This window comes from Jiangella gansuensis DSM 44835, from assembly GCF_000515395.1.
In the GTDB taxonomy this organism is placed as follows: Bacteria; Actinomycetota; Actinomycetes; order Jiangellales; family Jiangellaceae; genus Jiangella; species Jiangella gansuensis.
Genome location: NZ_KI911782.1, coordinates 1,666,435 through 1,678,483, shown reverse-complemented (window position 1 = coordinate 1,678,483; position 12,049 = coordinate 1,666,435). Strand labels below are relative to the sequence as shown.

At 71.0% G+C, this 12,049-nt stretch carries 11 protein-coding genes and 1 tRNA gene; 5 read left to right on the top strand and 7 right to left on the bottom strand.

Features of this window, described 5'->3' with window-relative positions; genetic code table 11:
- The 4 genes from ettA to JIAGA_RS28365 form a co-directional block, all read right to left on the bottom strand.
- Nucleotides 1-1,677: an energy-dependent translational throttle protein EttA gene (ettA, locus tag JIAGA_RS0108205; protein WP_026875285.1), complete on the bottom strand. Its 1,677-nt coding sequence runs from the start codon at nucleotides 1,675-1,677 to the stop codon at nucleotides 1-3.
- Nucleotides 1,678-1,954: 277 nt separating this feature from the next.
- The gene (locus tag JIAGA_RS32930) at nucleotides 1,955-2,836 is read right to left on the bottom strand and encodes a single-stranded DNA-binding protein (protein ID WP_051425863.1); all 882 of its coding nucleotides are present in this window, start codon (nucleotides 2,834-2,836) and stop codon (nucleotides 1,955-1,957) included.
- Between the two features lie 345 nt (nucleotides 2,837-3,181).
- Nucleotides 3,182-4,816, bottom strand: coding sequence for a GTP-binding protein (locus JIAGA_RS0108195; RefSeq protein WP_026875284.1), 1,635 nt, complete (start codon nucleotides 4,814-4,816; stop codon nucleotides 3,182-3,184).
- Nucleotides 4,813-6,450 carry a P-loop NTPase family protein gene (locus JIAGA_RS28365; RefSeq protein WP_084469556.1) on the bottom strand — a complete coding sequence of 546 codons (1,638 nt, stop codon included), beginning with the start codon at nucleotides 6,448-6,450 and terminating at the stop codon, nucleotides 4,813-4,815. Before JIAGA_RS28365 ends, JIAGA_RS0108195 begins: the two co-directional genes overlap by 4 nt.
- 201 nt (nucleotides 6,451-6,651) lie before the next feature.
- On the opposite strand from JIAGA_RS28365, the gene JIAGA_RS0108185 reads away from it, so the two are divergent.
- Together JIAGA_RS0108185 and JIAGA_RS0108180 are read left to right on the top strand one after the other, a co-directional pair.
- Complete coding sequence (locus tag JIAGA_RS0108185; protein ID WP_026875283.1) at nucleotides 6,652-7,191, top strand: YbhB/YbcL family Raf kinase inhibitor-like protein; 540 nt, start codon at nucleotides 6,652-6,654, stop codon at nucleotides 7,189-7,191.
- Between the two features lie 4 nt (nucleotides 7,192-7,195).
- Nucleotides 7,196-8,134, top strand: coding sequence for a class I SAM-dependent methyltransferase (locus tag JIAGA_RS0108180; protein WP_026875282.1), 939 nt, complete (start codon nucleotides 7,196-7,198; stop codon nucleotides 8,132-8,134).
- Nucleotides 8,135-8,142: 8 nt separating this feature from the next.
- On the opposite strand, the gene JIAGA_RS35210 is transcribed toward JIAGA_RS0108180, so the two are convergent.
- Nucleotides 8,143-8,862, bottom strand: a complete 720-nt coding sequence (locus tag JIAGA_RS35210) for an NUDIX hydrolase (RefSeq protein ID WP_211239571.1) — start codon at nucleotides 8,860-8,862, stop codon at nucleotides 8,143-8,145.
- Between the two features lie 37 nt (nucleotides 8,863-8,899).
- Here JIAGA_RS35210 and JIAGA_RS0108170 point away from each other — a divergent pair, with 37 nt between their 5' ends.
- From JIAGA_RS0108170 to JIAGA_RS0108155, 3 genes are all read left to right on the top strand, one after another.
- Complete coding sequence (locus tag JIAGA_RS0108170) at nucleotides 8,900-9,445, top strand: YbaK/EbsC family protein (protein ID WP_026877991.1); 546 nt, start codon at nucleotides 8,900-8,902, stop codon at nucleotides 9,443-9,445.
- A 29-nt stretch (nucleotides 9,446-9,474) separates the two neighbouring features.
- Nucleotides 9,475-9,548, top strand: a tRNA-Arg gene (locus tag JIAGA_RS0108165).
- A gap of 150 nt (nucleotides 9,549-9,698) precedes the next feature.
- Nucleotides 9,699-10,163 (top strand): DUF4395 domain-containing protein, encoded by a 465-nt coding sequence (locus JIAGA_RS0108155; RefSeq protein WP_051425862.1) that lies wholly within the window; start codon nucleotides 9,699-9,701, stop codon nucleotides 10,161-10,163.
- A gap of 213 nt (nucleotides 10,164-10,376) precedes the next feature.
- On the opposite strand, the gene JIAGA_RS0108150 is transcribed toward JIAGA_RS0108155, so the two are convergent.
- Both JIAGA_RS0108150 and JIAGA_RS0108145 read right to left on the bottom strand, forming a co-directional pair.
- Complete coding sequence (locus tag JIAGA_RS0108150) at nucleotides 10,377-11,399, bottom strand: RNA polymerase subunit sigma-70 (RefSeq protein WP_084469554.1); 1,023 nt, start codon at nucleotides 11,397-11,399, stop codon at nucleotides 10,377-10,379.
- A 43-nt stretch (nucleotides 11,400-11,442) separates the two neighbouring features.
- Entirely contained in the window at nucleotides 11,443-12,015 is a 573-nt protein-coding gene (locus JIAGA_RS0108145) for a dihydrofolate reductase family protein (protein ID WP_051425861.1), read from the bottom strand.
- Between the last annotated feature and the right edge of the window lie 34 nt (nucleotides 12,016-12,049).

Below are 12,049 nucleotides of genomic sequence, written 5' to 3'. Positions count from 1 at the left end.
CTAGTCGCGGCTGAGCTTGCGGTAGGTGACCCGGTGCGGGCGCGCGGCCTCGGCTCCGAGCCGCTCCACCTTGTTCTTCTCATAGCTCTCGAAGTTGCCCTCGAACCAGAACCACTTGGCCGGGTCTTCCTCGTCACCCTCCCACGCCAGGATGTGGGTGGCGACGCGGTCGAGGAACCACCTGTCGTGCGAGGTGATGACCGCGCAACCAGGGAACTCCAGCAGAGCGTTCTCCAGCGACTGCAACGTCTCGACATCGAGGTCGTTGGTCGGCTCGTCCAGCAGGATCAGGTTGCCGCCCAGCTTCAGCGTCAATGCCAGGTTGAGGCGGTTGCGCTCGCCTCCGGAGAGCACCCCGGCCGGCTTCTGCTGGTCCGGACCCTTGAAGCCGAACGCCGACACGTAGGCGCGGCTGGGCATCTCCACCTGGCCGACCTTGATGTGGTCGAGCTCGTCGGAGACGACCTGCCAGACGTTCTTCTTCGGATCGATGCCGCCACGCGTCTGGTCGACGTAGGACAGCCTGACGGTGTCGCCGATGCGGAACTCGCCGGAGTCCGGCGTCTCCTGCCCGACGATCATCTTGAACAGCGTGGTCTTACCGACACCGTTCGGGCCGATGACACCGACGATGCCGTTGCGGGGCAGCGTGAACGACAGATCGCGCATCAGCACGCGGTCGCCGAAACCCTTGGTGACCTTCTGGGCCTCGACCACCAGGTTGCCCAGGCGCGGACCCGGCGGGATCTGGATTTCCTCGAAGTCGAGCTTGCGGGTCTTCTCCGCCTCCGAAGCCATCTCCTCGTACCGCTCGAGGCGGGCGCGCTGCTTGGTCTGGCGGCCCTTGGCGTTGGAGCGGACCCATTCCAGCTCCTCGCGCAGCCGGCGCTGCCGCTTGGCGTCCTTCTGCCCCTCGACCTTGAGGCGAGCCTCCTTGGTCTCGAGGTACGTGGTGTAGTTGCCCTCGTAGCCGTGGACGCGCCCACGGTCGACCTCGGCGATCCACTGCGCCACGTGGTCGAGGAAATAACGGTCGTGTGTGACGGCGATGATGGCGCCCGGGTACTTCTCGAGGTGCTGCTCCAGCCAGAGCACGCTCTCGGCGTCCAGGTGGTTGGTGGGCTCGTCCAGCAACAGCAGGTCAGGCTGCTGCAGCAGCAACCTGCACAGCGCGACGCGGCGGCGCTCACCACCGGAGAGCACCTTGACGTCGGCGTCCGGAGGCGGACAGCGCAGCGCGTCCATGGCCTGCTCGAGTTGGGAGTCCAGCTCCCACGCGTTGCGATGGTCGAGCTGCTCCTGCAGCTTGCCCATCTCCTCGAGAAGCTCGTCGGAGTAGTCGACGGCCATCTTCTCGGTGATCTCGTTGAACCGCTCGAGCATCTCGATGGTCTCGGCGACGCCCTCCTGGACGTTGCCCAGCACGGTCTTGTCCTCGTTGAGCGCAGGCTCCTGCGCCAGGTAGCCAACCGTGGCGCCGGGCGCGAGCTGAGCATCGCCGTTGGACGGCTGGTCCTCGCCGGCCATGATCTTCAGGATGCTCGACTTGCCGGCGCCGTTCGGCCCGACGACACCGATCTTCGCCCCGGGGAGGAAGTACAGCGTGACGTCGTCGAGGATGACCTTGTCGCCGTGCGCCTTACGCGCCTTACGCATGGAGTAAATGAAGTCCGCCATAACGCCTCCAAGAGTACGGCCTCGGCGACCATGCCGACGACCACCTGCCGACTGTCGTTCCTGCGCATGCCCCGCCGGAGCCTACGTCGGTTGCGATGAGGGGCGAACTGCCACCCGGGCGGGCGCCGCCGACGGGGCGCACTGCGTCGCCGGCGGGCCCGTGTACGCGGTCTCGACATCCGCTGACCTGAGCCTCCCGTGATCATCGGCGATCCACCCCGCCATGGTGGTGCCGATCGCCGATGATCATGGGACGGTGGCTGCTGAATTCGGGTTTTCAGCCCGCCACGCCGGTCGGCTCCTTGGCTCGCGCCGAAGCGCGGGTCGTTCTGGGCCGCCTTGCGGCGGGCTCGGCGTCCGGCGCCCCATCATGGCTGGCCGACGCGCCGGACGCCGGCCCGCCCGATGCCGCCCTCCCGGCCGCGCCCGCTGACCGGATCGGCCCCACGGGCTCACCCGACCCCGCGGGCTCACCTGACCCGGCGGGACCGCCCGACCCCACTGCGCCGACGGCACCGGAGCGGGCGCCGTCGGTGCTCATGCCGAGTGTCCCGCCGGCACTCTCCGGCCCACCCGCCGCGGCTCCGACTCCGACTCCGACTCCACCCGACTCGCCTGCCCGTTGCCCGTCACCGGGCCGGTCGTCGGCTCCGGGCCGGTCCTCGGCTCCGCGCAACTGACTGACGGTGAAGACCTCGCCGGTGGACGGATCGACGATGACGTCATGGGCGGCGTTGGCCCGCTGCTCGGAGCGGATGTGGTCCAGCGGGTCCTCACCGTCGTCGGCCACGACCACCTGCCGCCGGCTCCGGGTGAACACGGCGGTGCCGCGCATGAGGTCGTAGCCGATCGAGCGCGCGTCGACCTCGGCATCGGTACGGGTATGTCCCTTTTCGTCGGTCCAGTCCGTCAGTTTCAACCGGCCCTGGACCACGACCGGCTCGCCCTTACGCACACAGTCACGGACGTTCTCGGCCAGTGATCGCCAGCAGACCACCCGATAGAACGCCGGATCGTCGTCGACCCAGCGGCCGGCGCGACGGTTGTAGTACCTGCGCTGACTGGCCAGCCGGAAGCTGGTGACGACGCCGGTGGGCGTGGGCTTGGACTGGACGTCGCTGGCGACGTTGCCGATGACGGTGACGTTGGTGTCGCTCATGAGGGTCTCCTGGCGCTCGTGCCGGTGAGGTTGACGCCTCCGACGTTGCCTCGCCGCCGGACCGCGCGAAAGACCGAAACCACGAAATGTGGACGACCTCAGCGACCGAGCCGGCCTGTGGACAGCACCGGCCGGCTCGAGGCGGCCTCGGTCGCCGCGCGCCGGTCGGAGCGGGTCCGGTCACGGTGCCAGGCCGGGTCACGGCGTCGCGCTGTTCACCACTAGGCGATCTCCCGCTTCACCATGCCTGCATCCCTGGTGGAGCGGGTGCACCCATGGTCCACGTGATCATTTCGAAGAACCCAGGCGGGAGCGGGGCGGCGATCGGCGCACCGCCGCAGCACGTCACCGGGTCTGGGCCCGCTCCAGCGCCGACCGGAAGGTCTTGTAGCGCTCCAGCGACGCGGACACCGGGGCCACCACGACCTCGCCGACGGTCTTCTCCACCAGGTCGAGCAGCGCGCGCCGCATGGACGCCTCGCGCCGGCGACTGCCACGGCGTGCCGCCGCGAGTCCCACCACGCCCAGGAAGACGCCGAGGACGACGCCCGCGGCCAGCAGCAGCGTGGGCACCGGAATTCCGGCCACGGCCGGCGACGCCACCGAGAACTGGAGGAACTCGGTCGCGGCCAGCGCGAGCAGCCAGCCGATCCCGGCCACGGCCGTCAGGAGTGCCAGCCATTGCAGCACGTTGAACAGCCGCCACCAGCGTGGCCGGCGGGTGATCCCGAAGTCGGTGGCCGCGACGGCTTTGTCCAGCGCGGCCGGCAGGGCGGCACCCGCGTCGGCTGCCGCGCGGCGCACCTCGTCGCGCCAGGCCATCGGCAGGTCGCCGGCGGCGGTGTCGCCGAACGAGCGGACCGCCGCGTCCGAGCGGGCACGCTGCACCGGCGTCGGCGAGGGCAGGGCGACGCGGGCGACTCCCGCGTCCACCTCACCCGACCGGCCTGCGGCGACGCCGAGGCGGTCCAGTGGGTCACGGCGCAGCCGGCCCAGCCAGCGGGTGACGGGCCAGCCGGTGGCGGCCCTGGCCCGGCGCAGGTAGGACCGGCCGACCGCTTCGGCCACCACCTCTGCCCCGGAGGCGTCCGCCACCGCTGTGGCCAGCGACGTCTGTGCGCGACGGTCCACCGTGCCCGGCGACCCGGACCCGACGGTGGACGCGACGAGTTCGGCCGTCATGCGCACGTCGGCCTCAATGCGCTCGTCCACGGCGCGGCGCTTCGTCACCGCCACCCGGATCAGGTCGATCAAGGTGTCGATGCCCTCGCCGGTCGCCGCGGACAGCGGCACGACGGGCACGTCGTCGAGACCGTCCTCGTCCAGGCGGCGACGCAGGTCGGTGACGCATTCGACGATGTCGGTGCGGGCCAGCCGGTCGATCTGGTTGAGCACGACCACGGTGACCGCCTGGTGCGACGACAGCGGCCGCAGGTAGCGCTCGTGCAGGGCGGCGTCGGCGTACTTCTGCGGGTCGAGCACCCAGACGAACAGGTCGACCTGCTCGACCAGCCGGTCGACGGTGTCACGGTGCGCCTGCTGGGTGGAGTCGTGGTCGGGCAGGTCGAGCAGGACCAGGCCGTCGAGATCGTCGCCCGCCCCGGAGTCGAGGACGCTCTCACGGGAGACGCGGTGGCGAGGCGGGACGTCGAGCCAGTCCAGCAGCGGCACCACGCCCTGGGTACCCCAGACGCAGGCCAGCGGGTCCGCCGTCGTCGGGCGGCGCACGCCGACGCGGGAGACCTCCATACCGGCGATCCGGTTGAACAGGGACGATTTCCCACTGCCAGTGGCTCCGGCCAGGGCGACCACGGTGTGGTCGACGGAGAGCTGGCGGCGTTCGCCCGCGCGGTCGACGACGGCCTGCACGGTGTCGGCCAGTTCGCCCGGCAGCAGCGGGCCTGCGGCCGCCACCGCCGCTTCCAGCGCCTGGACGCGCTCGGGCAGGGTGACGCGGTCGCGGCGCGGCCACGGCTTCATGTGGCACGCTCCCGGGCCTGTTCGGCGTCGATCTTCAACGCTCGCAACCCATCACCCGCGGCGGCCTCGACCTGGAGCCCTCCGAGTCGGTCGGTGAACCGCGTGGACTCCGTCTCCAGCAGCGCGGACACGCGGGTGGACAGGTCCGCGCGGGCCCTGGCCGCCAGCCGCCGCACCGCATCGTCACCGAAGAAGGCCTCCAGGAGCCGCTGGCCGACGACTGCGGTGCCGCCGGCCACGCCGACCTCCGCGCCGGTCAGACCGGCCGTCGACGCGAACACCACGATCATCAGCGCCAGCCCCAGGCCGTTGACTCCGAAGGACAGCAGGCGGGCGTTGAACCGCCGGTTGGCACCCTCGGTGCGCACGAGTTCCAGCACCGCGTCCTGCCAGGCCCGAACCATCTCGGCGGCCCGCTGTGACACCTCCGGCGCGGCGCGGGTGAGGTCGTCCTCACCGAGCAGGGCCCGGCCGGTGGACGTCTCGCGCCAGCGACTGTCGGCCTGTTCGGCGGCCCGGTTGGCCTCCTCCACGACCACCGCGGCCAGGCCGTTCTCGATGGCTTCCTCGACGGCGGCGGCCGGCTGCGGGCGACCGCGCAGGAACGCCGTCACCTTGTCGCGGACCCGGCCGACCCGGGCCTCCAACGAGCGCAGGAAGTCGCCGGTGCCGACGAAGTCCTGCCAGCGCGCCAGCACCTCGCCGCGCAGCATGCTGCCGTCGGCGGCGGCCTCGTCCACGCGCCGGCAGGCGGCCTCGTAGACGTGAGCGATGTCGGCCTGCAGCCCGGTCAGCGCCTCGACCTGCTGGTCGGCGGCCGCTGCGAGCTCGTCGATCTGGCGAAGCACGCCGTCGACGGCGCCGTCGAGGGTGCGCCGGACGATCTCGGTTCGGGCGGCTTCGTCGGCGGCAAGCCCGTCCAGCCAGCCGCGCACACCGGCCACCGCGGCCTCGGGCAGCAGGCCGTCGTCGTCGGGCGTTGTCTCCTCGACGACGAACAGCGGCGCGTCACCGAGGCCCTGCTCGGAGAGCATCGCCGCGAGGTGGCTGCGGACCTCGCTGACGGCGTCGGCCGCGACCCGGTCGAGGACGACGGCAACTGCGGCGTGCCGGTCAGCCGCCGCTCGGAGGAAGTCCCACGGCACCGCGTCGGAGTAGCGGGCCGCCGTGGTCACGAACAGCCAGAGGTCGGCGGCGGCGAGCAATTGCGCGGCGAGCGTGCGGTTCTCCGTCACGACGGAGTCGACGTCCGGTGCGTCGAGGATCGCGATGCCGGCCGGCAGCCCGTCGTCGGCGACCAGGCGCAGCGCGCCGCCGGCCTGGTCGTGGATCTCAACGCGCGGCAGGTCGGGCAGGACGCGCAGCTCGTCGAACCAGCCGGCGTCCTCGGGGTGGTGCACCAACACCGGCGAGCGGGTGGTGGGCCGCAGCACCCCGGTGTCGCTGACCCGGCGTCGCATCAGCGAGTTGACCAGCGTTGACTTGCCGGCACCGGTGGAACCCCCGACGACGGCGAGCATCGGCGCGTCCAATTGGTCGAGCCGCGGCAGGATGTAGTCGTCGAGCTGGGCCAGAACCTCGCGGCGAACTCGCCGAGCTTCGTCGGCCCCGGTGACCTCGAGCGGGTACTGCACTCCCGCCAATCTTCCCCGGAGCGCGGCGAGAGCACGGTGAATGCTCGGTTCCGCGGTGTCCACCTGGCGAATCTTGCACGCTGCGGATGCCGGTCGCCAAGTGCCATGGCCCCATTGATGCGAATCGTTCACATGCCGAGTCACAATGCGGGGCGGATCGGCTACGGTCGAAGCCGCTGAAACGTACGAGATGGAGGCCCGATGTCGCTCGAACGTCCCGTCGCACCCGACCCGTACTCGCTGCTCCCCGCCGTCGCTTCGTTCACGGTGTCCAGCGACGACGTCAGCGACGGCGACCAGCTCGCGCCGGACTTCGTCGCCGAGGCGGCCGGCGGCGCCAACACATCGCCGCACCTGGCCTGGTCCGGGGCGCCGGACGGCACCCGCAGCTATGTCGTCACCTGCTTCGACCCCGACGCGCCGACGCCCAGCGGCTTCTGGCACTGGGCCGTGGTCGACCTGCCCGCCACCACGACGTCGCTGCCGCGCGGCGCCGGTGCCCCGGACGGCTCCGGACTGCCCTATCCGGCGTTCTCGGTGCGTCAGGACTCCGGCTCCACCGGCTACTTCGGCGCCGCGCCGCCGCAGGGCGACATGCCACACCGCTACTACTTCGTCGTGCACGCCGTCGATGTCGAGTCGCTCGGTGTCGACCGCGACGCGTCGCCGGCCGTCGTGTCGTTCAACCTGGCGTTCCACACGCTGGCGCGCGGCATGGTCGTGCCGGTCTTCTCGCACTGAGACCGTGATCCACCAGCATCCACTGGCCTACCTGCTCGGTCTGGAAGGTGTCGCGCTGCTGCGAGCCTTCGCCGGCCAGCACGACCGCGAGTTCGTCCAGGCGCGGTTGGCCGAGATCCGGACGCTGCTCGCCGCCGCCGACGAGTTCGGCGACGGCGGCACGGCGTGGCCCATCTCCACCACCGACGGCTACCGGGCCTGGGCCGGCGGGTACGACCGGCCCGGCAACCAGCTCGTCGACATAGAACAGCCCATCGTCCGGGAGATCCTCGACGGCCTGCCGGTCGGCGTGGCGCTGGACGCCGCCTGCGGCACCGGCCGCCACGCCGCCTACCTGGCCGAGCTCGGCCACACGGTCATCGGCGTCGACAGCTCACCGGAGATGCTCGCCGTGGCGCGCGAGAAGGTCCCGGACGGCCAGTTCCACGAGGCCGACCTGCACCGGCTGCCGCTCCCCGATGCGCACGTCGACGTGATCGTGTGCGCATTGGCGCTGAGTCATGTGCCGGAGTTGGAGCCGGTGTTCGCCGAGTTCGTCCGGGTGTTGCGGCCTGGGGGGCACCTGATCGTCTCCGACCCGCGTGGCCGGCTCGGCGACGTCGGCCTGCCGATCGTCATGCCCGGCCCCGACGGCCGGCCGGGGTACTTCGAGAACCGCAGCCGGCTGGCCAGCGAGTATCTAGCCGCGGCACTGCCGCTCGGCCTGCGGGTGCGGCGCTGCGAGGAGCCCCTTCGGCCTGAGCCGTTCGTCGACGACGACGGGGTCCCGCCAGGCGCGGTCGGACCGCCGCCGCCACTGGCCACGACGGGAGCACCGCCGAACATCTGGGCACTGCACCCGTTCGCGCCCGAGGCCGCGAACGCCGCCTACCGCGGCAGCCCGGCCGCGATCATCTGGCACTTCGACCTGGAGGGGGCGGCTGACGGCGGTCGGCTCAGCTGACGAGGGGCTCAGCTGACGGCGACGTCGTACTCGAGGGTGACCACCCACCGGGCCACGCCGTCCCCGTCGTCGACCGTGCTCGTGGCCGCCCGCGGGCGGACGATCTCGACGTCGACGCCGTGGTCGGCCTTGAAGGCGTCGACGACGGCGGCCTCCGGGTCGGCGCCGTGCTCCAGCAGCCCGCCCGCGGCCCGACCGTCGGGTGTCCGGCCCACCGCGGCGACCCGGTTCTCGACGACGACACCGTCGGCGATGCGTGGCGTGGGCGGCACCGGCTGGACGGGCACCCCGGGGTGGTCGAGCATCGCCACGCCGGTGCGGACCAGCTCGACCGCGTCGAGACCCTTCACGTCGGTGCGCGGGATCCACGCGGCGAGGTCCGTGGTGCCGCCGACCTCGTGTGTCAGCGCGCCGCCGGTCACGCGGCCGCTATAGACGATGCGCACCGCGTGGAAGTCGAACCCGTCGTACCCCGCCGGCACCTGATTCGTGCCGACGAAACGTTCGACGTCCACCCCGATCAGCGCCTCCAGCTCGCCGGTGTAGCCGGTCTCCTCGGTGAGCTCACGCAACGCGCCGTGTTGAGGCTGCTCACCGGGGTCGAGACCGCCGCCGGCGAGGGTCCACTGCGGCGCGTGCCACCCGATCCAGCGCGCCAGCAGCAGCCGGCCGTCGTCGTCGGAACAGATGACATAGGCGGAGACTCGCAACCGAGGGAGAAGAGCCACGAGCAGGTGACCGTAGCATCGTGGGGTGACAACTCCGATGATCGGCCGGCTGGCGACGGAACCCGCGCTGTCGCGCCCAGACCTGTTGGCCGGGCCGGTGAAGGCGGCCCTGGACGGCGTTGCGGCATCGGCCTCGGTCTTCGCCGCGGAGATCGACCCGACGCTTGCCGACACGGCCGCGTTCTGCGCCGCGTACGACGTTGCCCCCGCGGAATCGGCCAACTGCGTCGTCGTCGCCGGCAAACGCGAAGGGACGATGCGGGTGGCCGCCTGCCTCGTCCTCGCCACCACCCGCGCCGACGTCAACGGCGTCGTGCGGCGCCGTCTGGGCGTGCGCAAGGCCTCGTTCCTGCCCATGGACACCGCCGTCGAACAGACCGGCATGGAATACGGCGGCATCACGCCCCTCGGCCTGCCGGCCGACTGGCCGATCCTGGTCGACCCCGCCGTCGCCGCGCTACCCTTCGCGGTGGTCGGCAGCGGGCTGCGCGGGTCCAAGCTCGCCGTGCCCGGGGATGTCCTGGCGTCCTGGCCCGGCGCCGAGGTCGTCGACGGGCTCGGCCGTCCCGTGCAGCAGGGCTGACCGTCGGCCACAATGGTGGCAAGCATCCGGCGCCTGTAGCTCAGTCGGATAGAGCAGGAGCCTTCTAAGCTCTTGGTCGGGGGTTCGAGTCCCTCCAGGCGCGCCCAGCTCACATAACAGGACCGGTCGTGCCTTTGCGGGCTCGCATCCGGCGGCGCCCGTGGTTCAAACACTGGTCCGAATAGACGCAGGTGCGGGCCGAGTACACTGACCTGGATCGGACTAGCTGGCATCTCACTCTTCGGAGAGCCACATGCGCGGCACCAGTATTGGCGCGTGCCCGCTCCGCGCCCACGTCGATCCGCGCCTCTTGCGATTCAGCGCCGGGGCCACAGCGAGCGTGCTCGCCGTCGTGCTGCTCATCGTTGACGTTGCTCGACCATTGGGTCTCGGCCTGCTCGCCTCCCAGGTCGCCGTGTTTGCGTTCACCGCGTTCGTGAGTTTTCAGTGGTCGTTGTGGGCGCAGATCTTCGCCCGTGTCATCTGGCCGCGGATCGGAGCGCCAGCCGAGTTGGAGGATGCTCGGCCGCAGAGATTCGCCCAATTCGTCGGCTTCGTGTTCACCGCTCTGGGGCTGACCACCTTTGCACTCGGCGCCGATGTCGCTGGCTATGGCCTCACCGCTCTCGCCTTCGGCGTGGCAGCCCTCAACGCATCCACCGGGCTGTGTTTGGGCTGCAAGGCCTACCATCGAATCCGCCGGCTGACACCGGCCTGAGCCTGGTCGACCGCCAACCCACCACATGTCCAGGCGCTGCTCACGATCGACAAGACAACCAGCGCCAATCCCGGCCTCCCGAGCCCGAGACCGCCCGGAACGCTCCACCACCGAGACCGAGCAACTGACCCGCGGGCTGCGACTAGCGCAGTTACCGTCGCCTACTACGTCATCGAATGCGCGGTCGCGATCACGGCCGGGCTCGTGACGGGACTACTCCTCTGAGTGCTCCGCCGGCAGGCGCTCCAGCAGCCCGAGACGTGGGAACTGGTCGTCGTGGAAGGTAGTGATCTCAGCGATCGACCCGCCGGCAATGCGCAAGACGTCGATGGTGAGCGGCAGATAGGCGCCCTGGTGCTGGTCCCATTGGTAGAAGCCGAGGGCGGGCTGCCGATTCACTGAGGTAAGGACGGCGCGCAGACCCGTCATGCCCCCGAAGCCGCTCTCTACCCAGTAGCTCACCACGGCGTCGCGCCCGACCTGCAGTCCCGGCGTGGGCGGCATCGAGGAGCGGACGTCGTCGCGCAGCATCGCGACGAGAGCGTCGATGTCCGTGGCCACGCTGGCGTCGGTCCAGCGGCGCACCAACTCGCGGGTCGCCACGTCCTCGTCGCCGCCGGTCCAGTCCTGTCGCTCGGCGGGCAGGTGCTCCCGCATGCCGGCGCGGGCCCGCTGCAGCGCGCTGTTCACGGAGTTGACGGAGTCGCCGAGGAGCTCCGCGACGTCCCTCGCCGGCCAGCCGAGCACGTCGCGCAGGATGAGTACGGCTCTCGGGCGCGGCGCCAGGTGCTGGACCGCGACCAGGTAGGCCAGCTCGATCGTCTCACGCGCGACGGCAACGCTCTCCGGCTCGTCCGCGTCGCCGGTGGTCAGCTCGTCGAGCAGCCGATCCGGATAAGGCTGCAGCCACAGCACCTCGCCGCCGGTCGCCGGTTCCGGGCGGCGCTTGGCGAGCAGGTCCAGGCAGGCGTTGGTGGCGATCCGGTACAGCCAGGCCCGGAACGTCGACCGGCCCTCGAAGGTCTCTCGTCGGCGCCAGGCATGCAGGAAGGTCTCCTGCACAGCGTCCTCGGCGTCCTGGAATGACCCGAGCATCCGGTAGCAGTGCACGTGCAGCTCGCGTCGGTAGGGCTCGGCCAGCGCCGAGAACGCCGGCTCGTCGACCTCGGTCAGATCGTCCACGCCCGGCTCCTTCGGCCGCGTATTCGCCTTCACCGCGCCATCCTTCCGTCTCATGGTGTCCCGTCGTACGTATGACGGGGATGGGCGCGATAACTCATCAGTCGCCTGCTGCGGCCCTCGGGCGGTAACGGAGGTCAACCTCGCGGGTCGGGTCGTCGGAGTTGATCAGGTCCAGGAGGATCGGCGCGCCGCCCGGGTTGTCGAGAAGCCGGATGCCATCGCCGAGCAGCACCGGCGCAAGGTGGATGTCGATCTCGTCGATCAGCCCGAGGTCGAGCAGCTGTCGCCCGATGTCCGCCGAGAACACCTCGAGGTTCTTGCCGCTTGCCGCCCCCAGCCCGATCCGCACTGCCTCGGCCACGTCACAGCTCAGGAACGTGATGCCCTCGGCGGGCCGAGCGTCCTCGGGGTGGTGCGTGAGGACGAAGATCGCGCCCTGCCATTCGTCACTGTACGGCCGGCTGTCCCCGATGGCACTGTCGAACGCATCCCGCCCGGCGAGCACCGCGCCGGTTGTCGCGACGTACCCCTCCTCCACACCGGGGCGGCCGGTGAACCCGGTCATCCACTCCATCGAGTGCTCGGGTCCGGCGATGAACCCGTCCAGGGTCATCGTGAAGTGCCACAGCACCTTGCCGCTAGCGGTCTGGGGTTCGGGGTCGCGCAGCATGGGTCCTCCGCGGGTAGATGTGTCTCCGCGTAGG